19 protein-coding genes and 2 pseudogenes are annotated in these 20,569 nt (G+C 57.9%); 9 read left to right on the top strand and 12 right to left on the bottom strand.

Features of this window, described 5'->3' with window-relative positions:
• Positions 1-4: 4 nt before the first annotated feature.
• The 4 genes from FHT93_RS32905 to FHT93_RS32890 all read right to left on the bottom strand — a co-directional run bounded on the left by FHT93_RS32905 (position 5) and on the right by FHT93_RS32890 (position 3,337).
• Positions 5-1,018, bottom strand: a complete 1,014-nt coding sequence (locus tag FHT93_RS32905; RefSeq protein WP_183851233.1) for a Gfo/Idh/MocA family oxidoreductase — start codon at positions 1,016-1,018, stop codon at positions 5-7.
• On the bottom strand, positions 1,015-1,299 hold the full coding sequence (locus FHT93_RS32900) for a YciI family protein (RefSeq protein WP_112969734.1): 285 nt from the start codon (positions 1,297-1,299) through the stop codon (positions 1,015-1,017). The genes FHT93_RS32905 and FHT93_RS32900 overlap by 4 nt, the downstream gene beginning before the upstream one ends.
• Before the next feature lie 56 nt (positions 1,300-1,355).
• Positions 1,356-2,429 (bottom strand): 2,3-butanediol dehydrogenase, encoded by a 1,074-nt coding sequence (locus FHT93_RS32895; protein ID WP_113013698.1) that lies wholly within the window; start codon positions 2,427-2,429, stop codon positions 1,356-1,358.
• Positions 2,430-2,500: 71 nt separating this feature from the next.
• Positions 2,501-3,337, bottom strand: coding sequence for a glucose 1-dehydrogenase (locus FHT93_RS32890; protein WP_113013699.1), 837 nt, complete (start codon positions 3,335-3,337; stop codon positions 2,501-2,503).
• 366 nt (positions 3,338-3,703) lie between these two features.
• On the opposite strand from FHT93_RS32890, the gene FHT93_RS32885 reads away from it, so the two are divergent.
• Both FHT93_RS32885 and FHT93_RS35770 read left to right on the top strand, forming a co-directional pair.
• Positions 3,704-4,609, top strand: coding sequence for an NAD(P)-dependent oxidoreductase (locus FHT93_RS32885; RefSeq protein WP_112547617.1), 906 nt, complete (start codon positions 3,704-3,706; stop codon positions 4,607-4,609).
• Between the two features lie 82 nt (positions 4,610-4,691).
• Positions 4,692-6,413, top strand: a complete 1,722-nt coding sequence (locus FHT93_RS35770; RefSeq protein WP_113013700.1) for an extracellular solute-binding protein — start codon at positions 4,692-4,694, stop codon at positions 6,411-6,413.
• Positions 6,414-6,482: 69 nt separating this feature from the next.
• On the opposite strand, the gene FHT93_RS32875 is transcribed toward FHT93_RS35770, so the two are convergent.
• The 3 genes from FHT93_RS32875 to FHT93_RS32865 form a co-directional block, all read right to left on the bottom strand.
• Positions 6,483-7,535, bottom strand: coding sequence for a 2-dehydropantoate 2-reductase (locus tag FHT93_RS32875; RefSeq protein ID WP_113013701.1), 1,053 nt, complete (start codon positions 7,533-7,535; stop codon positions 6,483-6,485).
• Between the two features lie 654 nt (positions 7,536-8,189).
• Positions 8,190-8,870: a DUF1684 domain-containing protein gene (locus FHT93_RS32870; protein WP_113013702.1), complete on the bottom strand. Its 681-nt coding sequence runs from the start codon at positions 8,868-8,870 to the stop codon at positions 8,190-8,192.
• Between the two features lie 292 nt (positions 8,871-9,162).
• A complete protein-coding gene (locus FHT93_RS32865) occupies positions 9,163-10,065 on the bottom strand; it encodes a LysR family transcriptional regulator (protein WP_210299467.1) in 903 nt (300 codons plus the stop codon).
• A 108-nt stretch (positions 10,066-10,173) separates the two neighbouring features.
• Between FHT93_RS32865 and FHT93_RS32860 the strand changes: the two genes are divergently transcribed.
• On the top strand, positions 10,174-10,926 hold the full coding sequence (locus FHT93_RS32860) for a glucose 1-dehydrogenase (protein ID WP_113013704.1): 753 nt from the start codon (positions 10,174-10,176) through the stop codon (positions 10,924-10,926).
• Positions 10,927-10,951: 25 nt separating this feature from the next.
• Positions 10,952-11,341, top strand: a complete 390-nt coding sequence (locus FHT93_RS32855; protein WP_113013705.1) for a nuclear transport factor 2 family protein — start codon at positions 10,952-10,954, stop codon at positions 11,339-11,341.
• Between the two features lie 35 nt (positions 11,342-11,376).
• On the opposite strand, the gene FHT93_RS32850 is transcribed toward FHT93_RS32855, so the two are convergent.
• The gene (locus tag FHT93_RS32850; RefSeq protein WP_162728497.1) at positions 11,377-11,622 is read right to left on the bottom strand and encodes a hypothetical protein; all 246 of its coding nucleotides are present in this window, start codon (positions 11,620-11,622) and stop codon (positions 11,377-11,379) included.
• Positions 11,623-11,845: 223 nt separating this feature from the next.
• Here FHT93_RS32850 and FHT93_RS32845 point away from each other — a divergent pair.
• From FHT93_RS32845 to FHT93_RS32820, 5 genes and pseudogenes are all read left to right on the top strand, one after another.
• A pseudogene (locus FHT93_RS32845) lies at positions 11,846-12,947 on the top strand (GSU2403 family nucleotidyltransferase fold protein).
• 129 nt (positions 12,948-13,076) lie between these two features.
• Entirely contained in the window at positions 13,077-13,280 is a 204-nt protein-coding gene (locus FHT93_RS32840) for a cold-shock protein (protein ID WP_112542180.1), read from the top strand.
• A gap of 602 nt (positions 13,281-13,882) precedes the next feature.
• Complete coding sequence (locus FHT93_RS32830; protein WP_112969725.1) at positions 13,883-14,479, top strand: J domain-containing protein; 597 nt, start codon at positions 13,883-13,885, stop codon at positions 14,477-14,479.
• A 493-nt stretch (positions 14,480-14,972) separates the two neighbouring features.
• Positions 14,973-15,719: an SDR family NAD(P)-dependent oxidoreductase gene (locus FHT93_RS32825; RefSeq protein WP_112542178.1), complete on the top strand. Its 747-nt coding sequence runs from the start codon at positions 14,973-14,975 to the stop codon at positions 15,717-15,719.
• Positions 15,720-15,819: 100 nt separating this feature from the next.
• Positions 15,820-15,927, top strand: a pseudogene (locus tag FHT93_RS32820) (transposase); the annotation flags it as partial.
• 97 nt (positions 15,928-16,024) lie between these two features.
• On the opposite strand, the gene FHT93_RS32815 reads toward FHT93_RS32820, so the two are convergent.
• The 4 genes from FHT93_RS32815 to FHT93_RS32800 form a co-directional block, all read right to left on the bottom strand.
• Positions 16,025-17,275, bottom strand: a complete 1,251-nt coding sequence (locus tag FHT93_RS32815) for a sensor domain-containing diguanylate cyclase (protein WP_183851281.1) — start codon at positions 17,273-17,275, stop codon at positions 16,025-16,027.
• A 326-nt stretch (positions 17,276-17,601) separates the two neighbouring features.
• A complete protein-coding gene (locus FHT93_RS32810) occupies positions 17,602-18,351 on the bottom strand; it encodes an isoprenylcysteine carboxylmethyltransferase family protein (protein ID WP_183851232.1) in 750 nt (249 codons plus the stop codon).
• An 11-nt stretch (positions 18,352-18,362) separates the two neighbouring features.
• Entirely contained in the window at positions 18,363-19,124 is a 762-nt protein-coding gene (cmoA, locus tag FHT93_RS32805) for a carboxy-S-adenosyl-L-methionine synthase CmoA (protein WP_113211127.1), read from the bottom strand.
• Between the two features lie 286 nt (positions 19,125-19,410).
• A complete protein-coding gene (locus FHT93_RS32800) occupies positions 19,411-20,439 on the bottom strand; it encodes an AraC family transcriptional regulator (RefSeq protein ID WP_183851231.1) in 1,029 nt (342 codons plus the stop codon).
• Positions 20,440-20,569: the final 130 nt, after the last annotated feature.

Genomic DNA, 20,569 nt, shown 5'->3' with positions numbered 1-20,569 from the left:
CTCCTTAAATCTGTTCCAACGAGCCAGTGTTGGCGGCGCGTACGATTGCTTCCAGCAGGGCAATGTTGTTGATCAGGTCTTCCCCGGTGATCGGATATGAGCCCTCACCTCTCACGGCGGTGGCGAACGCCCGTAGATTGTCACGAACTGGTTCAGCGGGCGGCAGTTCCTGAACCGTGATCGGCTTGTTCTTCCACCCCTCGGTGACGACCCACCCATCCGGCGCCTCGACGTGAGCCTTGTCGCGGACTTCGATCCATCCCTCGGTGCCGAATACCGCGAAGCGGGAAATGAACGGCGTCGCGAGCGTTGCCGATATGTAGGCGGTACCACCGCCGGAGAAACGAACATGAGCACTCATCGTGTCGCCTTGCGGAATCGACGAGGCAAGGTTCTCGCACACGACGCGCACGTCCTTGGCAGGCCCCATCAGCTTCACGGCCAGGTCTGTAAGATGAATGCCCGTCGCCGTCATGCCTCCGGCGGGAGCCTGGTCTGCCTTCAAGCGCCAGTTCGAAGGGTCGAGACCGAGAAACTTGTCATGGCTGAAGTTGGCCTCGATCTGTAGCAGGCGCCCCAGCTTGCCGGAGCTCGCTGCTTCAAGGATCCTTGCAATCGGTGTTTCAAACCGGCGCTCGTGCCCCATCCCAAGCACCAGGCCAGCTTCCCGGCAACGCGCCACCGACGCTTCCGCACCCGCCTTGGTAAGGTCGAGGGGCTTCTCGCAGAAGACGTGCTTGCCTGCAGCAACGACGCGAGCGATCTGTTGACGATGCAGCGAGTGCGGCGTTGCCAGCACGACAGCCTCGACGGACGGATCTGCAAGCGCGTCCGCCATGTCCTGAGAATACTGCAACCCCATCTGCGCAGCGAAAGCGGATGCATCGGGATTGGGATCGACGCCATGGGTGAAGTGCATTCCGGCCCCGCCGGCGCTGACGAGGGCGGCCATCTTCCGCCCCCACCAGCCAAGACCAACGAGCGCTGCGATGATGGGTTTTTCCTCGCGAATGGTCATCGATTATCCACCCGCTTGTTGAAGGGATGGATATTGACCGTTTTCCATACGCCGGCCTTGGTGAACGGGTCGGCTCTGTTGAAATCGACGATCTCTTCCTTGGTGTCCGCCTCGAAAACGAACAGGGAGCCGATCATGGTTTCGTTGTCGTCGGCCAGCAGCGGCCCGGAGATCACGGTCTTGGTTTTGCCCGTCGAAAGATACGCCTTGTGGGCATCATAGTTCGCCAGTCGTTTTTCGACGGCGCCCTCATGGTCTAGGCAATGAACAACGAAATGCATTCGATAATTCCTTTCAATTCAGCGGTAGCGTCGCGGCAGCGACAGCTCGCAAGCGATCAGGCCTTCATGTCGACAAGGATTTTGAGATGGGTCCCCGCGGGGTCGAGAAGTGCTTCGAAGCCCTTTTCGACGACTTGCTCGGGAGCAATCTGAGCGGTGACGATCTTTTCGACCGGGAAAATGCCAGCCCCGATCATCTGAGCGATCCTCGGCCAGATCTGAACAGGGTAGCACCAAGTGGCTTCGACGGTTATGTCCTTCAGCGCCCACAACATGGCGTCAATGGATGCTGGCCGGACATGAAGTCCAACCTGGACTACGGTCCCTTGGCGGCGGACCGCCTTGGCGCAAAGATTGAGCGAAGCTTCGGCGCCGACACACTCCAAGGCAACGTCTAGGCCCACCCCCTCCTCCGTATGATCGCGAAATAGCTGGTCGGTATCGGTCTCGCGCGGATCGAAGACGATCGCCTCGGGAACAAGTGCCTTGGCAAGTTCCCTTCGATTGGGGTTCAGCTCGGATACGAAGATCTTGGTCGCGCCTGCAGCCCTGGTCGCCAGCAACACGAGCGCGCCGATCGGTCCTACTCCGGAGACGAGGACCGAGCTTCCCGATGTAACGCCTCCACGATCGACGCCGTAGACGGCCACGGCTGCGGGTTCGATCATCGCCGCCTGAACGTCCGAGACGGTGTCAGGAACCGGAAAAACGTTGTAACCGTTCACGACTGCGCGCTCACCCATTCCACCCCAGTCCCAAGAGAGACCGACACAGGCCATCTTTTCACTGAGATGGAACAGCCCACGACGTCCATAGTAGTCGTCGCGAGGCGAAATCAGGGGCTGGATGGAGACGCGGGATCCGGGAACGACGTGTGTCACGTTCTTGCCGACCTCGATCACACGAGCAGAAAACTCATGCCCCAGGATCTGCGGCAACGTCGCCCCGGAATAGACGTGGGGTGTCGCCGGCGTGACGATCGGGCCCGCGATATATTCATGGATATCGGTGCCACAAATACCGCACACAAGGGGCTCGACGAGCACCATGTCGTCGCCAAGCGGTCCCTCGGGGGCTTTCACGTCCTCGACCCGAATATCCTTCTTGGAGTAGTATCTAACAGCCTTCATTGCTCTGTCCTTTGCATGTTCTGCTCCGCCATCTCCTGACGGTCGAATAATTCTCGCCCCTAAGCGCGTCGTCAGATCAGGACCATCCCGCCATCGACCATGATCGTCTGCCCGGTGATGTAGTCGGACGCCGCTGAGGCGAGGAACGTGGTCACGCCGGTGATGTCTGCGGGGAGAGACACCCTTCCCAAGAGGATCGACTGCGAAAACTCATTGATCGCTTGTTCAGGCTTTGCGGTGAGGCCGTGATCCATGAACTCACGGTCAAGCTGCTCCCAGAGCTCGGTCTTCACGACACCGGGGCCAAAGCAATTGACGGTGATCTTGTGTTCTGCAAGCGAACGGGCGGCAGCCTGCGTGAGGGCCACGACTGCAAACTTCGAAGCGCAATAATGCGCGAACAAGGGATAGCCCTGCTTTCCGGCGATGGATGCCGTATTTACGATCTTCCCGCCGGTGCCTTGTGCGATCATCTGCTTGGCGGCTTCCTGGGTACCTATCAGCACGCCTCGGCCATTAATCCGCATGATCCGGTCGAAGTCGTCATCAGTGACCTCGAGGAACGGGCAGGTCTGGCTGATTCCGGCATTGTTGAACATCACGTCGAGGCGGCTGAAATGCTCGACGGTCCTTGCGATCAGCTCTTGCACGCTCTGTCGATCGGAAACGTCGACCCCAATCGCGATGGCATCGCCGTCGCCGGTTGAAATCTTCGCCGCCGTCTGTCTCGCCGTTTCCTCATTCAGGTCTGCGATGACAACTTTAGCGCCGTTCTCGACCAAGTTGGCTGCGATGCCCGCACCGATGCCTCGCGCGGCACCAGTCACGATGACGACCTTGTTTTCAACTGATCCCGTCACGACACACCTCCCTGAATTCCATATTCCACCACCCGTTAGCCGGCGCATCGGGGAGCAGGTCGTTGGTCCGCCTAATTCGCCAATGCAAGGAAGCCATCAGCTACAGAACTCCTTCGCGCAAACCGGTGGCTTGCACGTGTTCTCATTCGACTGACGGCTTGGTTCCTCCCACATGAAACGCCGTGCGATCCTAGACGAACGCTAGAGGATGGACCGGCGGCTCGACAAATCTTTAATTATCCGAAACGGATATTTTGAATGCAGCAATCCTTCTCGGGCTGAAGCTACTATTTCTGTGGGAGGAGATGGCGCTTGCGCCGAACGGACGCATGCAGCCGATTGTCAGGCTCTCCTTCGACATAGCGGCAAGAAGTATCTGGACGGCAGACGCCGCCAGGGAAGGAAGGTTTTGCAATGAGCGAGACATTGAGAGTGGGCTGGGCTGGCATTGGCAAGATGGGCGCCCCGATGAGCAGACGTGTGCTCGAGAACGGATACCCCGTTTCCGTTTATGAACCGCTCCCCGAAAATCGCGCCTCAGTGGTGGCTCTTGGTGCAAACGTAGCTCATAGCCTTGAAGACCTGGTGGAAACATCGGACGTGGTGATGCTCACCATTCCAAACGACGTCATTCTGCGCACTCTCATACTGGCACCAGCCACCCTCGCCGAGCTATTGAGGCCCGGTCAGATAGTAGTCGAGATGAGCACCGTATCTCCCGAGCTCTCAGCCGAGGTTGCGGACGCACTATCCCGGGCCGGTGTCGCATATCTTAGAGCTCCGGTATCAGGCAGCACGGTTACCGCGTCTTCCGGCATGCTTTCTGTCATGGTCTCCGGCCCAGAGGATGCCTACCGCAAGGTCGAGCCGATCCTCGCCAGTTTCTCCACAAAGCAGTTCTACCTGGGAGATGGCGAGGAGGCCCGATACCTGAAGCTCGTCCTGAACGCGCTCGTTGGTGCGACTGCCGCTCTCCTTGGCGAAGCTCTCACACTCGGACTGAAGGGCAATCTGTCGGTTGAAACAATGCTGAATGTCATTTGCGAGAGCGCTGTTGCCTCACCGCTGATCGCATACAAGCGCGACCTACTGGTAAATCGGAACTTTGACCCCGCCTTCTCGGTCTCTCAAATGATGAAGGATTTTGATCTGATCCTTGGCGCAGCAAAGTCTGATCATGTGCCCATGTACCTCGCCTCCGTGATCCGCCAGCAGTACGAAGCCGCATTCGCCGATGGCTTGGCGGAGAAGGACTTTTTCGTTCTCTTTGAGCAATCCGAGCGCCTAGCCGGTCTCAGCCGAGAGAAGAAAGCCTCCTGAGCAAGAGCGTCCGCGTCATGGCTGGTGCAAGCATGGGCGGCACGCTAGTCTGATTGCCAACAGCGACGGTTGGGAGGCCGACGTGAACGAATACGAAATGCTGCGCATCATCGACTTCATTGAAAAGACGCGCCGACCGTTCAGGGAGGTAATCGATGCCGCCAACGAAGATGCGGTCTGGCTGATCGTCATGTTCCTGATCAAGTCGCATATTTTGAGCCAGCCTGTATCGATCTCCACTCTTGGCCAGGAGTCGGGTCTCCCCTATGCAACATCGATGAGATTGATCAATCGTCTCATTGACGCCGGCCACATAGTCAAGATCTCCAAGGGCCCCTCTGGCCAGCGCTTCGCTTTGCAGCCAAGCGACCAGCTCATTCGCTCGTTCGAGTCTTACGCTCGCAAGACGAAGTCGCTACTTGCACAAACCTTGGGACTGCGAACCGGAGAAGAGGAAGACGAGTACTACTTCGGAGGGACACCGCTCGGCTCGCAGATCATCCCACCAATGCGCCTTGTCCAGCGTCGGGCCGAGTCCCAGATCGAGCTCCGTTTTCTCCTGAACAACGACAACTACTTCTCCGCCATGCGGAACATGTGGGCCGACTTCCGCAGCAATCTTGCCTCGCGAAAGAACTTCGACCTGTTGCCGCTTCCCGAGCTTTATAAACGCGTAAGGGAAAACGCGGCCAAGAAGCTCTCCGACTACGACGTAATTGCAATCAATATGCCGTGGCTCGGAGAGTTCGCCGAAAGCGGGATCGTTCGTCCGATTGACCAGTATATTCAAAAAACAGGCATTAACCCTCTCGACTTCCATCCAACCATTTGGTCATCGGCGACATGGGATGGCAGAGACTATGGCGTTCCCGGATACTGCACGGTAGAATTCCTGGCCGCCCGCAAGGACCTTCTCTCCGAAGCCGGCGTACCCTTCCCGAAAACCTTCGACGAAGTAATCAAGGCCGGTCGCAAATTCCACCAACCCGATGACGGCATGTACGGTGCGGTTTGGGATGGCGCTCGCGGCATGCCGATAGCCTCAAGTTTCCTCTTCTTCATGGGCGCGTGCGGACAACCAGCAATATCGCTCCGCAGGATGCGATCCGGTTTTACGCTCGATGGTCTCGATCCGGATGAGCTCACCTGCACAATCCTCTCAGACGCAGGATTTGCCGCCCTGGACTATATGCGCCGACTCATGGAGATCTCACCGCCTAAGATCTTGGAGATGGCCTGGGACAAGACGCTCGACGTCTTCCTTCGCGGTAGAGCGAGTCTTGGCTATTTCTGGACGATGCGCGCCGCGCGGTTCGAGTATGATGTTCAATCGGTGGTGAAGCGCAGGGTCGAGTATCTCCCACAGCCCTCGGGACCCGGCGGCACACGCGCTTCGCCGATCGGCGGCTTTCTCTTCTGCATCCCCACAAACCTTCCTGAAGAACGTGTCGAAATGGCCGCTGATGCGATCGCGTGGATGGCCTCGAGGGAAGCTATGAAAGCACATGTGAAGAACGGCTTTCCCGTAGCACCGCGTTTCTCCGTGAGCGCGGATCCGGAAGCTGCAGCGAGCTCCCCGATCGTCAGGTTCGTTGATCAACTTGCGAAGAAGAGCCTGCTACACACGTGGCAGCGTCCAAAAATTCCGCAGTACACAACGATCGAGAAAGTCCTGGGTGAGGAAATTCACGACGCATTGCTAGGCAACAAGACACCTCGCGCGGCACTCGAGACGGCTGCTTGTCAAATTGAGGCAAGCCTAAGAGCGGGAAGTCATCACCGTCGAGAAGTTCGGAGCGTTTGAGCACCTCCACCTGCGCTTGCTCAGAAGAACAGCCGCCCCAAGGCGGCTGCGATCATCGGGGTCCTAACACTAGGCCGGAACGGCCTGCTCCGTTCGGATCAACAAGCCGGAGTTATCCGGTTGGGCCAGGAGCACCCCCTTCTCGATATCCAAAGCGACCTGGACAACGCGTTCGTTCACGGGCGCCTTCCTTCCGTGACGCGCGAGTATGTCCACAACCAGACCATTTACCTCCTGCACCTCTGCCCGACGGCCCTTTCGCCAATCCTGGAGAGACGTGGTGAGCGTGTCGGCTTGGGAAAACGTCTTTAGGACTTCTTCAAAAATTTGGTCCACGTACCGTTCCGGATGGTTGGTTGTGACGGCAGACATGCCGATGATCGGGATGATCTGAGCTCCGTCGGCCAGCGCTGCCTGCATCGCTTCGTATCCCGCCTCCCGCATTACTTCCAGCATTCCCGGATGCCGCGCGGCGTCAGCCAGTGGAAGGTCGACGATCGCGGAGGGGATAAGCTCCGCTGCGTTCACGACCAGCTTCATCCACTTCGCCGAATGAATGTCGTCCAGCACTTCGACGCGGCCAGAGTGTCTTAGAAGCTCCGCAACGTGCTCCACCCGATCCTGGTTTACCGGATCCAAGGCGCCAAGAGCAAACCACGAGGTGTCATGATCGTTCTGGCGATTGGTAATGCCGGGGACGAACATGTTGGACGCTATCTCGATGACGGCACCAACCGTCCGATGTCGACCTACGACATCGGCGATCTCCTCATGCGTCATGCCATTCTGGAGACCGATGACCAGACCATCGGGAGCGAGGCACGGCTTGATCAACTGACATGCCCATTTCGTGTCATAAGCTTTGACGACCAGGAAAATCAAATCGAATGGCTCCTTGATCTCCGCTACCTGGCACAGGTGCAACGCCGGGACTCGAACATTTATCGTACGAGACGGCAGATTAACCGTGATGCCGTCGCGACGAATTGCTTCGACGTGTTCCGGCCACTGCTCAATGAACGTGACGTCAAGTCCCGCAAGAGCGAAATCTGCACCAATGGAGGCCCCTTGCGCGCCCGTTCCCAAGAACGCGATCCTTGGTCTCTTATCAGCTCCGGTCATCCTATGTTCTCCCAACATTTTCGCGCCGCTCAACAGCTTCGCGCGATCAGATAGGACGATCGTAATGCCGATCGTAGAAACTTAAACGACGGTTTTATCCAATCTGGATGTAGCTGACCTCGGGCTGTCTACAGGAACAGCGGAGCTCTCTAGATGGGGAATCCAAATCCCTTCATACAACGACAGTCTGTGGCTGCGAAACGAGACGCAATTTGAAAGGCTGTCCAGACTGACCCTCTTGACGAGATTCGGACCGCAGTGTCGTGAAATGAATCAAGATCTGTTCGAACACCGAGATATTCGTTCAGGTGCGTGCCAGATCGCCTCGATTTGCGTTTACTATCGCGGTGGTCAATCCCGACCGCTCGCGATTACCAGCCCGATTTCGGACAAAGCCGATTCCGATCGGTGCCCCCAAGTCGTTGAACGAGGACACGCAAGACGACGAGCTTCCCGAAACCAGCGTGGACGACCGGCGGGCCCCGCCCGTTAATGAGCAACAGCCGGAAACCGGCGACAGCGTCGCGGAGGCCGATCCGAACCGGCAGGGCCGACGCGAAGGATCACATCCCGGCCCCGCAACCTTGCGACACGTGACAGGAAGGCCGGCAGCACGTCGATCACGGCGGGATCGATCTCCCCGTTAAACGCGGCTCATTTCGAGATTGGTAGTCGCTCGCCCGCTCTCACCGCGCCCTTCAGTCGATTGCCCGACGGCGCTAATGGACAAACATAACGGGGCGAGTAGGCGCAAGACGGAAAATAGGAAAAGTTGAAATCGAGTACCAGCACGCCGCCTGCTCGGACAACTCCGAGGTCCGCTCCTTTGATGGTGTCGAGGAGATATCGGCCACCACCATACGTCTCTGTCCCCGAAGTCCCGTCTACAAACGGCAGGAACACGCCACCTCCGTATCCTTCAATCCAGTAAAGGGTCAATTCGCCGCCTAATCTGTCTTCCAGCCCTGCGGTGCGGGCGAACGCATGCATTGACAGATCACCGTCCACGCCTGTTGCGATGGTTATCCGTTCCGATGTTTCCGGTACAAGCTGAACCGTCAGGCGCAACAAAGGATCATAAGGAAATAGGGTCGGCCCTCCGAACCCCTTGCGATCCGCCTGTTCGATTGGTGACTGAGGATGGTCGCGAAACAGGGTCGAACGGGTGTCGCACCAAAGCCTCCAGGCAGCAACTGCGTCCGCACTGGAACGTATCTCGTAATAGAGATTTGAGATCCTCTCCCGCCATTCCCACAGCTGTAGATCCTCGTTCAAGCCACACCTTCCATGTCCGAAATTAAGCCGGCTTTTATCATCGTGATGATGCTCGCCCATTCATCGCGGCGCACCACTGCGTAACAATATGCAGCCCACGTTTGGGTGCATGTCAACAATAACCAGACAGAAGCATATCGGAGCTTTCAGCATAGCGGCCGCGCCAAAAGCGCGGGAAAGCGGGAATTCGCGTCACAGGCGGGCGTGAAGAAGGGCAGCCGCGGGAGCGCCAGCGTCGGCGATCCGAAGAAGAAGCGGGACCGGCTGCCACGACCGCGTGTTCCGGAAAATCGATTTCCGAGCCGACACCTCAGGCACAGCCTAGCGGGTTCGGAGGCTGCAACCAAAAATGTCAGCGTGCCAAGGCATCCCTCGGAAACCCGGCAGCCAGGCTGTCGATGAACTTGCGCACCGCCGGCGGAAGACCCCGGCGTGTCGTGAACACAAGGTGGACGAGCCCTTTCATGCCACGCCAGGTCGGCAGCACATGAACGAGCTTTCCCTCGTCGATGGCCTGGCGGCAGGTATGGTCGGGCAGGAGTGCGACCCCAAGCCCGGCAATCGCTGCGGCCCTGACGGCAGTGAAGTCCGCGCAGCCCATGCGCGGTTCGTGGCGTAGCGTATGGGTATGCCCGTCATCGGTTTCGAGAAACCAGTTGACCTCTCCCTGGTCATCAGTCGTTGAGAGCGTCGATTGATCGGCGAGCCCGGCGATGTCGCCGATGCGGCTTGCTATCTGTGGGCTTGCGACAAGAATGCGAACCGAATTTCCCAGCGAGCGCATCGTCAGTGATGCGTCGCCATCAAGCGACGTTCGCACACGCAGCGCAACATCTATGCGTTCTTCGATCAGATCCACCGGACGGTCGATCGCGACAAGCTGAAGGCGTACCCTCGGATGTTGCGCCAGAAACTGCGTGACCAGACCAGAGATCGGTTCGACGAGGCCGGTCGGACAACTCATCCGGATCAGGCCATGCGGCTCTGACTGCGCCTCAGCAACCAGGGCTTCGGCGCGCTCTGCCTCTGCCAGCATCGCCTTGCAGCGCTCGTAAAAGGACTGCCCGACATCGGTTACACGAAAGCGCCGGCTCGACCGCTCGATCAATCGGACACCAAGGCGTGCCTCAAGGCCCGCGATCCGCCGGCTGAGCTTCGATTTCGGCTCGCGCAGCGCCCGGCCCGCCGCGGCAAAACCGCCATGCGCCACGACTTCGGCAAAATAAACCAGATCGTTCAGGTCGGTCCGCATCATCGTTCTCCATTCAGAACGCTGGGTAACACATTTGCTGGCTACTGGCACCAGCGTTCTACTGGCATGTTCCTTCTCAACGGCAACCGGCCGCAAACAAGGAGCAAGGCAATGACCAAGAAGTTCGAGAACAAAGTCGTAATCGTCACCGGTGGCACAAGCGGCATCGGGCTGGCGACAGCAAAGGCCTTCTCTCAGGAAGGTGCATCGGTCTTCATCACGGGCCGCCGGAAGGAAGCGCTTGACGCTGCCGTCAAAGACATCGGCGGCAGGGTGACTGGCGTGCAGGCCGACATGAGCAAGCTCGTCGATATCGATCGTCTTTATGACGCAGTCCAGCAGAAACACGCTCAGATCGATATCCTCTTCGCCAATGCCGGTGGTGGCGAGATGGCGCTGCTCGGGGCGATCACTGAAGAACACTACGAGAAGACATTTGCGACGAACGTGAAGGGTACGCTCTTCACCGTCCAGAAGGCGCTGCCGCTGCTACGCGATGGTGCGTCGATCATTCTCACTTCCTCGACAACGAGCATTTCCGGCACGCCTGCCTTCAGCGTCTACTCGGCAACGAAGGCGGCCATCCGCAACTTTGCGCGCAACTGGATCCTCGACCTCAAGGACCGCCATATCCGCGTCAACGCGGTCAGCCCTGGCGTTACTGATACGGCAGGCCTCAATGAGCTGTTCGGCAATGGCGACCAAGCGGAGAACACGAAGAACTACCTTGCGAGCCTCATCCCTGCCGGTCGTATCGGCAAGCCGGAAGAGATCGCCAAGGCTGTCCTCTTCCTCGCATCCGACGATGCCTCCTTCGTCAACGGCGTCGAACTGTTCGTCGATGGCGGCCAGGCTCAGATCTGACACGGTAAAATGTAGGAGAGCTGTCATGGTAGATATCGCAACGTTGCTTGAACGCAATCTGCACAGCATCTTCGGGGAGGGCGACGAGGCCCTCCGCCGGACGGTGGCCGAGGAGATTTTTCATGAAGACGCCGTATTCGTCGAGCCGCACGGAACCTACCGCGGCCGCGAAGAGATCGTCCGCATTGCCGGCGTCATCCGCGCCATGCATCCAGAGTTCAAATATACGCCGATCGCTCCGGCCGAAGTGCTTCACGAAGAGGCAGGACGGATGAGGTGGGTGTCCGGCAGCCCAGGCAAGGCGCCGTCCTACGCGGGAACGGATTTCATCGTGGCAAGGGATGGAAGAATTGCTGCCATCTATCTGTTCTTCGACGGTCAACCTGATCCCACCAGCCCGCCGATACCGGCATGATTCTGAACAAGTGGCGTGGTGCCTAGCACCCTGCCCTATTCGCGGCCTGCCCAGGAAAGCAGGTCGCGCCACCGCTTCACATATCCCACGACGATGAGGTGATGCATGCCGGACACGACAAGTCGCTCCGACAGTATTTCAGGATCGAAAGTGGCTATGGGCGTATCTTTGCTATGGTGGCGAAGCGTATAGGTAAACATCTCCTCCCAGCTGCGGCGTACACCCACGGTCTCGTCAGCCAGACACGGCCGGTATCGATCGATCAGCTCTCCCAGCGTCACGTGGCCTCCTCCCTGCTTTCGACGGCATCAAAGCACCAGTCCGATAGCACCTTGCGCACAGCGCTGTTTCGCCGGCAATTTTACCCCCCTCTCCTTTTCCCAGCCTGAACAGATCACTCGGCGGAAGATTGCGTGACGGGGTCGGCGCCTTTCACGGAAGGCCGGAACGCTCATCCTCAGTTATACCTTCCCCCAAAAAAGGTATAATAAGGTTGGCGCATAGGTGAAACCGATCGATCTCATGTATCAGACGATGCTCGCCGAACTCGGCCAGCGCTCGCTTGATGCCGCATGGACGGGCGACTTCCCCCCCCCCGAAGGGCGGTTCACGCCCGTCACCGTCAAGGACCGCAAATACTGGTATTTCGATATCGCGGACGGCAAGCGCGGTCGGACACGCCGCTATGTCGGGCCTGCGGACGACCCGGACATTGCGGAGCGTGTTGAAGCCCATAAGAGCGACAAGGACGATCTCAGAGCCCGCCGGCGCATCGTGTCGTCGCTGACACGCGAAGGCGGAATGATCGCAGCAGACGTTATGACGGGAGACTTTGTCGAAGCCCTGGCCGCAGGCGGCCTCTTCCGGTTGCGCGGCGTGTTGATCGGCGCGGTGGCGTTCCAGACTTACAGCGGCCTGCTTGGCATTCGCCTGCCTATGGCCGCCATCCTGACGGGCGATGCGGATATCGCCCAGGATTATGCCGTCTCTTGCGAGGTCGCCGATAGCCTTCCACCAATCCTTGATCTTCTGCAGGGCATTGACCCCTCATTCGGGGCGGTCCCACACCAGGCGCGCCGCCGTCTCGTCTGCGTTTCAGACCAGGAACGGCTACAGGGTAGAATTCCTGACATCGAACCGCGGAACAGACGACTATCTTGATCAGCCCGCAACGATGCCGACGCTCGGAGGCGCCAGCGCCGCTCCGCTTCGCTTCCTCGATTTCTTGATCCGTGATCCTCTCCGGACGATGCTCCTGCACAAGAGCGGTGTCCCGGTGACCGTCCCCGACCCATCGCGCTTTGCTGTCCACAAGCTGATTGTTGCAAGCCGCAGGCACACCGACGGCCAGTCGGCAGTCAAACGGGCTAAGGATATCCGCCAAGCGGCACTCCTGTTCGAAGCCCTCCTGCAAACAAGTCGAGCCTCTGACCTTGCTCTTGTTTACAACGAGGCCTGGGAACGTGGCTCGTCATGGCAAAGCGCCATTCGCGCAGCCGCTGCCATGCTGGATGCGGGCGGTAGAGGCAATTTCGCGACCTGTCTCACGACGGGTTCGGAGGAGATTGCAGAGAACGTCGTCCTGCCCTTCGAAGCGAGCCCTTGAGACAAGATCCCTTTGTCGAAGAAAGGCGGGCCCGGTCGGCGTCGAACGATTGCTTCGATCCCTGGTTGCCGTGGCAAATGTCGGTCGCTAGATTGCACGCGCGATCAACTGCAAACATACGAGGGTTTCATGCCGACCGGTAAAGTAAAGTTTTTCAACGCGGACAAGGGTTTTGGCTTCATCACGCCGGAAACGGGCGGTGCCGACGTGTTCGTCCACGTATCTGCCTTGGAATACGGCAATGTCTTGAAGGAAGGCCAAGACGTATCCTTCGACATCGGTCAGGATCGAAAGACCGGCAAATCGAAGGCCGAAAACGTCAGGCCGCTCTGAGCCAAACTCTTTCGAGAGCCTGTTCCAGCGGGGCGCGGTCGACCGCGCCCCGTTTCTTCCGATACCCAAACCGCTCGCCAGTGTTTTCCGCAGTGTTTGGTGACGCCGGTGGTGATCTTCGCAGCCGACGGCGATGGCGTGGTCGTCGGAGCGATCTGAGCGCCGCCTTTGGCTTTGCCGGCAGGCTCGGACTTCGCGAGCAGTTTCGGCCCTGCGGGCCACGCTTCTTTACCCGGCTGTTCTTGACCGCGCCGCCATCCGCCTCGGCGCTTGCGGCAATTTCCTGGACGCCTGCGGCCAGTATTGCATGTCTTCCCCGAGCGGCCGGCGCTCCTGCTCCCAGATCTCGTAGACGCGCTTTCCAATACGGTCTTCGTTTGCTGCCATCGGGGGCTGGCCTTGACGCTTTCAGTTTATGTCGTTCGGAAGCTCAGCCCGATTTTCCAGGTAAAGCCTGTTTGCGGTGACGGAATGAGATCGAGAGATCATGGATATTCCAAACAATACATTCCGCGATAGCAGGTACGTTCCGGTGAACAACGGGTTTGTCATCTGCCAAGAACAATCTTGCCGCGGCCAGCAGTACGGCCATATAAGGCGCGATGACTGATTCAAAGATTTTTGTCGGCCTGAGACCGATCCGAAACAAGCCGGCTGAACGTCGCGATCCAGGCGGTCCGACATGCCAATGGGATGGATGTGACAAACAAGGCATGCACCGCGCTCCCGTTGGAGCGGATGCTGAGGGCCTGTATCTTCTCTTCTGTCGTGGCCACGCAAAAGAGTATAGCGAAGGCTACAATTACGTGACGAAGCTCTCGAACCCTGTCACTGCCCGTTATCAGAGGGAAGCGGCAAGCGGCAGCCGGCCGACCTGGGGCGTCAGGGTCAATCACGCTTCCGCCGCACCCCTCCCTTCCTCAGTTCGCTCCGGGACCGCTAAGGCGATCAATGCAAGGAAAAACGCTGCGCGCAGCCACGCGGCTTTGCAGTCCCGAAAGCTTAAAGTTCTTGAAGCGAAAGCATTCGAAACGCTCGATCTTTCCGCGGATGCCACGCCGGAAGAAATCAGAAGTCGCTACAAGCAGAGGCTCAAGATGCACCATCCCGACGCAAACGATGGAGACCGCGCGTCAGAGGAGGCACTTCGGGCGACGATCGAGGCCTATAAAATCCTGAAGCTCAACGATTTCTGTTAGATCGGTGGGCATTGGGCGTATCGGCCGGATTCGAGCCGACCTCCAGCTATTATGAAGGCTTTTGGTCTGAACGCGCCAACAGGCTCGTCGTAGACCTGCCCGCTCAGGATCTTGGCGTCGCTCGTACACCTATGCGATTCTGATTTCTCTGAAGGCGACGCCTTCATCACGAGCATGTGGGTGGCCTCTTCCCTTCCGAGAACTCGGCGACTGCTTTCCGCGCGCGTGACGACGACGTCCGCACGCGACAAGTCGAGGCCGACATCTCGATTTTCAGCTTCGATAAGGCTGCTGGCGCAGGGCGCCCTTGTAAGATTGTTGGTTGCGGTCGGTCGAGTTTTGCGCTGGCGAGATGTCCGCAGATTGCTAGGATCGTGACGCATCCGCCGCCGACTCGGTCTCATTTCAAGTTTTGATTTCAAGGCGAGGACGAAATGAGGCTTGTTTTATTCAATTCGGCGGGTGCATTCGGAACGTGCTGGAGGAGCGCTTGATGAATTCGATTGACTTGAAAGACAGAGTGACCGTCATCACCGGCGGCGCACAGGGGATCGGTTATGCCATCGCCGAACGGGTGATCCAGTCCGGCGGGAAAGTTGCTCTCTGGGATTCAAATGGCAATCGCTCGGCCGATAGTGCCAGCACACTCGGACCGAATGCCCACGCATTCCAGGTCGACGTGACGGATTTCGATCTCGTCGGCAGGGCGGCTTCGGCGACAGAGGAGGTTTTCGGACGGATCGATTGCCTGGTGAATTCGGCAGGGATTACGGGGAAGGTCAAACCGACGATCGAATACGATGTCTTGGAGTGGCGAAGTGTCGTAGACGTCTGCCTGACGGGCACATTCAACTGCTGCCGCCATGTCGTGCCGGTCATGTTGAAACGAGATTACGGTCGGATCGTCAACATCTCATCGGTGGCCGGAAAAGAAGGCAACCCGAATATCGCGGCCTATAGTGCTGCCAAAGCAGGCGTGCTTGGCTTCACCAAGTCTTTGGGCAAAGAACTTGCGAAAACCGGAATCGCCGTCAACGCCATTACGCCCGCCACAGCGAAGACGCCGATCCTCGATGGCCTCACGCCCGAATTCATTGAATACATGCTGGTCAGGATTCCGCGAGATCGCTTCGCCGAGCTTACGGAGATCGCGGCGATGACGGTATGGCTCCTGTCGGAGGAAAACTCGTTCACGACGGCGTCCACATTCGATCTCAGTGGCGGAAGAACGACTTACTAAGTGCATCAATTGCCCCTTGCGGCACCGCATTGGCTGAAGGCGCCTTCTCCCGCTCACGTGCACGGACGGCGTGAAGCCCTTGGCCAAGCCGGTGGCCGATAACAACAACAGCGTTGAGAGAACTATCCGGCCAGTCGCTCTTAATCGTAAGAATGCTCTCTTTGCCGGACACGATGCCGGAGCAGAGAGTTGGGCGACGACCGCTTCCCGAAGCCGCCTTGCGAGGTGACTTTGCCTTCAAGATGTGGACAGCCCTGCAGGATCCTAGACGGCCCCACTGACCGCGTCGTGATTGATACCCCTTATTACCTGAAAGACACTTCGACGTTTTGACGGTCCTGCGCGATAACGCGGCAACGGGTTTCGAAGCCTTCGCCGCGGATTACCAGATCAAACTCCGGCGGTATGCCTGAGGTGTTTGAAAGGACCAGCCCTGCGCCGTCGCTTCCAAGCGACTTAACCGTGCAGTCGATTACTGAACGCCGCTCGTTGAACAGGATGGAGGCGCTTTTCAGTACCCTGCGGCGCTCTCCTCCGTTTGCACCCTTGAGATCATGCCATGAGACGCAGCGATTTCGTCCTCCGCTTTTGGCGGCATACATCGCCGCGTCCGCCTGGGCTATGAGCGTATCGGTGTCACGGCTGACAATTGAAAGGTTGGTCGATCCGATACTGGCGGTCACACTCACGCTGCCGAAGTCGCCGTTCACAAGGGACCCCGCGATAGCGTTCCGCAACTTCTCCGCAACAGCTGCGGCTGCGGCCTTGTCGACATGGGGAAGTAAAAAGGCGAATTCCTCGCCCCCTAGACGTCCAATTAGGTCTCCTGCCCGCAGGCTGCCCCTACATGCACCACTAACAGCTTTGAGAACCTCATCGCCGGCAGAATGGCCGTAAGTGTCATTTACCTTCTTAAAGTGATCCACATCCAATACAAGGCATGCGAGATCATGCTGATGCCTCAGTGCCTGCGCGATTAATTTCTCGCTTTCGGACTTGAAGGCTTTTCGTGTGAGAACGCCCGTCAGACCATCTGTCGCAGCAGATTGAAGCAGCTCAATGCGTTCCATTGCAAGTCCAGCGAGCTCCTGAAGAATAGCAAGGTCCCTCGCCCCAAATGACTTGGGCCGACGGTCAATGGCGCACACCGTTCCCAAGACAAACCCCTCGCGCGTTTGGAGCGGCACGCCAGCATAGAAACGGACATGAGCTTCGCCAGTCACCGAAGGATTGTTTGCGAACCTCGCGTCCTTTGACGCGTCCTGAATGATCATCGGCACTCCCGAGTCGACGATCAACGTGCAGAAGCTTTCTTCTCGTGGGACCTCCGAATTCGGCAAGCCGACACAGGCTTGATAACTTTGACGATGTGCGTCGATGACAGACACAATCCCGATATCGACTGAAAATATCTCTTTGATAAGCCGAACGATTCGTTCGAAGCTCGAATCCCTTGGCGCGTCCAACAAGTCAAACTGGTCCAGTGCTTCGAGCCGCGCGCGTTCGCGCTGAGCTCGCTCCGCCGTCAATTTTCCGAATGTCCGTAAAGTGTTCATGTAGCCCACCATATCAAGCAGGTGGATCATGGGAGCGATAAATTAAATTTCGATTAGACGGCTAGCTACGCATACTCTGGATAGCGCTTGCTTGAAACTTCGCCACTGGCTCGCAAGCTTTCCTCTAAGGAATACCAGCGCATCGCCCAGGAGCGCGAACAGAACGGAGATAGTCCTATGCGCATCAAAGCAATGCACACGGCTTAGAACCACTTCACCAGATAATGTTCGCTGGTGGGACGCATATCGCCTCGCCGTCGATATCGAACCGCAGGAGTTCACCCAATCCTCTAATTCGGCCTGGAGTAGCATGACGCGAGATACCTTCAGGGCGCGGCAGTCAGTTCGTCCAAGACCCCCATTTTCTTCAACGAACTCACGACGCCGGTGAGCGCAACGACTGCTACGAAGAGCGCGACAAGTACCATCGCGTAAGAAAGCTCCTCAGGCGATATTGAATCTGCCGCCAGTCGATAGAATTCAGTTGCCAACAGGGCGATCAATGTGGACGACATCGTTGAGTAATCCTTGGCAATGACGCGCTTCGCATTGAAAGCCATACCTTCCGTTGACGACGAAAACGCGCTCAGCTTAAGCCCCCATCTGGATACGTCCCGGCAATAAGCGCCATATGCCTCGCCGAACTTGTTCGCGAGGAATTCCTCTTCGGCATAAATGATGCACTGGTAGATAAGGCCGAACAGTAGGCATCCGGCAACGACGACCACCGGATTGCCGTGGAACAGAAAGAGCCCGGAGTAAATCAACATGTTCCCGACATACAGGGGGTTGCGGCAAACGCCAAACATGCCTTCCGTCACCAAATCGCTGGCATAAACCCGCTTATTGAGGCCACCGCGCTTGATATAGGCATATCCGATCACGGTTGCGCGCAGTACCAAACCAGCGATGACGACGAGCAACGCGATGATGTTTTTCCATCCTTCGAGCGCAGCACTACCGAAAAACGTTGTGGCCGGCGGGCTAGAAACAAACAGTGCGACGATTATGAGCGGGAAAGCCTGGTTTCGGTATTTGAAAAAGAAGCTGCCGATCGCGAGGGAGACTCTGTTCATGGCTTTTCGACTCACTTGACCGCGACGATGCCGCAGAAATTGTACCAGCGGAAGAAGACCTCGGTGCTCTTGAAGCCTACCTCCTTGAGCAACTGGATGTTCTCCTCGAGGCGGTAGGGAATGAGGACATTTTCCAGTGCCTCTCGCTTCTTCGAGATTTCGATCGAGGAATATCCGTTGCGCCGCTTGAAGTCATAATAGTGGTCGATGAACAGTCTGTTGAACGTCGTGTCCTCGCTGGTCAACTTCTCGATCAGCAGCAGGCATCCGTGCGCTTTGAGCCCGTTGAAGATCGTCTTCATCACTCTTTCGCGAAACAGTGGACGCACGAACTGAAGCGTCAGAAGCATTGTCACGACGCTAGCATTTTCGATCGTAAAGCCGCGGTGGAGGTCGCTTGTGACCAGATCGATTGATCGGTTTGTTCCCGATTCCTCAATCTTTTCCGCCGCCTTCTTGAGCATGTCCGGCGCGTTGTCGATTCCGACGAAATCAAGTTGATTGTCGACGACGTGGTCCAATGCCAACAGGGTGGTGGCCGTCGAGCAGCCAATATCATAGAGGGTCGAATGAGGTTGGGCGAAGTCACGGGCCAATTCGCAAACCATCCGCTGCATCTCCCCATAGAATGGGACTGAACGGCTGACCATGTCATCGAAAACGTTTGCGACGGTGGAATTGAAAGAAAAGTCCGCAACCGAATTGCGTTCGTCGGCAAAGACCTCGTCGCGCGAATTCATATGCAAGACAAGACGGCTAGACTGGTCGGTCATACCCGCTCCTAATTTATAGCAATTTCAGGTGGGAGTACTTTCCCCGAGCACACCCGGCGCTGTGCGATGTGAGCACAGGAGTCTGACAATAACCTGAAAGACGATCTGCACTCACAACAATGGCGGGGGAAACGGCTAGAAGTGATCCTGCCTACGTGAGGCCGGCTCGCAACCAGTCGCTATCATTACAATCCACGCCGCCCCTTCCCTCACCTCCCTGCCCGGCCGCACCAGCGACCGTGCGATATCGATGATGTCGTCACGCGAGGCGGTCGGACGCACCGCCTCAGGCAGAAGCAGCCGCACCATTCGGGGCATGGCCATAACGCTTGCGGTATGCGTTGGAGAAATACTGGCTGGAGTTGAAGCCGCAGGAAAAGGCAATCTCCGTGATGCTGCTACGCCCCGGCGTCTTCAAAAGGCGCGAGGCCTCTTCCAGCCGCAGATGCTGCAGATATTGCCGCGGCGTCATGTTGGTCAGCCGCTTGCAATATTCCGAAAAACGGGTGCGCGACAGACCGCATTCTTCGGCCATGGAATCGAGCGTCCAGTCTTCGGCAAGCGCGAAAGCCAGCCGGCGCAGGAAGATCGCCACCGTATGCTGCGACGTCGAAAGATCGGGATCGAGCTTCGGCGCCTGCTCCGTCATCCGGTCGATCAGGCTCAGCATGATCGTATTGATCGCCACCTTCAGCCGAGTTTCGCCATCTTCGGGCGTTCGTCCGAGCAGGATCGAGGGCACGGCCTCGAAGGCGCGGCACAGATCAGCGCCACCATCCCAGACCGGCTGGTTGTTCTGCGTCAGCAATTCGCCGAGCGTGCGGGCTTCCTCGCTTGAAAACACCATCCAGCTCGGCCATCCCCAGGCTTCGCTCGGACGCCTTAGCCCCGCATCGAGAATGATCCACAGCAGGCGGCTCGCATCGACGCCGGGATTGCCGATCGAATGCAGCTGCCAGGGACGGATGACGATGAACTGGCCCTGCTCGAAATTGTAGGTCTCGTCATCCACGACGAGATTGAGGTTCCCGCGCGCCAGATAGGCGATTTTGAACCCTTCATTGCAGTGGCGGCCGAGTCCCCAGCTTTGCGCATAACGCGCATCCCAGAAGCCGACCGTACGGATCCCCGGCAGCCGGTCTCCGAGCGACTGGCCGGGATAACTGCCGCGGGTCCACGCGTGCAACTCGACTTCGCCACGCGCGGCGGCAGCCTGCAACTCGCGGCAATTGTCGGCATACATCATCGAATCCGGCTGACGAAAGACCGAAGGACGACGAATGTCGGCTGGCTTGATGATTGTGTGCTTATTCATTTCGCGCGCCTCCCAACGCAGAAAATGACTTAAGAAATTTACCACTGTTGTGGGGCGCAAGTTTTACCGAGTCAAGTCTGCCAAGTATCCACCCCGAGGATGGGCAACCATGCCGCGGGACGACGACGTG

This window comes from Rhizobium sp. BK379 (assembly GCF_014193955.1).
GTDB lineage: Bacteria > Pseudomonadota > Alphaproteobacteria > Rhizobiales > Rhizobiaceae > Rhizobium.
The sequence above is the reverse complement of the archived record's forward strand: the minus strand, read 5'-3'. Positions and strand labels throughout refer to the sequence as shown.

Excerpts from the sequence above, each read along its gene's own strand:
- FHT93_RS32855 (WP_113013705.1), top strand. The coding sequence starts at position 10,952 with ATGGTAGATATCGCAACGTTGCTTGAACGCAATCTGCACAGCATCTTC.
- FHT93_RS32800 (WP_183851231.1), bottom strand. The coding sequence starts at position 20,439 with ATGAATAAGCACACAATCATCAAGCCAGCCGACATTCGTCGTCCTTCG.
- FHT93_RS32860 (WP_113013704.1), top strand. The coding sequence starts at position 10,174 with ATGACCAAGAAGTTCGAGAACAAAGTCGTAATCGTCACCGGTGGCACA.
- cmoA (WP_113211127.1), bottom strand. The coding sequence starts at position 19,124 with ATGACCGACCAGTCTAGCCGTCTTGTCTTGCATATGAATTCGCGCGAC.
- FHT93_RS32830 (WP_112969725.1), top strand. The coding sequence starts at position 13,883 with ATGACTGATTCAAAGATTTTTGTCGGCCTGAGACCGATCCGAAACAAG.
- FHT93_RS32865 (WP_210299467.1), bottom strand. The coding sequence starts at position 10,065 with ATGATGCGGACCGACCTGAACGATCTGGTTTATTTTGCCGAAGTCGTG.
- FHT93_RS32810 (WP_183851232.1), bottom strand. The coding sequence starts at position 18,351 with ATGAACAGAGTCTCCCTCGCGATCGGCAGCTTCTTTTTCAAATACCGA.
- FHT93_RS32825 (WP_112542178.1), top strand. The coding sequence starts at position 14,973 with ATGAATTCGATTGACTTGAAAGACAGAGTGACCGTCATCACCGGCGGC.
- FHT93_RS32905 (WP_183851233.1), bottom strand. The coding sequence starts at position 1,018 with ATGACCATTCGCGAGGAAAAACCCATCATCGCAGCGCTCGTTGGTCTT.
- FHT93_RS32870 (WP_113013702.1), bottom strand. The coding sequence starts at position 8,870 with ATGGGCGAGCATCATCACGATGATAAAAGCCGGCTTAATTTCGGACAT.
- FHT93_RS32895 (WP_113013698.1), bottom strand. The coding sequence starts at position 2,429 with ATGAAGGCTGTTAGATACTACTCCAAGAAGGATATTCGGGTCGAGGAC.
- FHT93_RS32900 (WP_112969734.1), bottom strand. The coding sequence starts at position 1,299 with ATGCATTTCGTTGTTCATTGCCTAGACCATGAGGGCGCCGTCGAAAAA.
- FHT93_RS32840 (WP_112542180.1), top strand. The coding sequence starts at position 13,077 with ATGCCGACCGGTAAAGTAAAGTTTTTCAACGCGGACAAGGGTTTTGGC.
- FHT93_RS32815 (WP_183851281.1), bottom strand. The coding sequence starts at position 17,275 with ATGAACACTTTACGGACATTCGGAAAATTGACGGCGGAGCGAGCTCAG.
- FHT93_RS32890 (WP_113013699.1), bottom strand. The coding sequence starts at position 3,337 with ATGCGCCGGCTAACGGGTGGTGGAATATGGAATTCAGGGAGGTGTGTC.
- FHT93_RS32885 (WP_112547617.1), top strand. The coding sequence starts at position 3,704 with ATGAGCGAGACATTGAGAGTGGGCTGGGCTGGCATTGGCAAGATGGGC.
- FHT93_RS32875 (WP_113013701.1), bottom strand. The coding sequence starts at position 7,535 with ATGACCGGAGCTGATAAGAGACCAAGGATCGCGTTCTTGGGAACGGGC.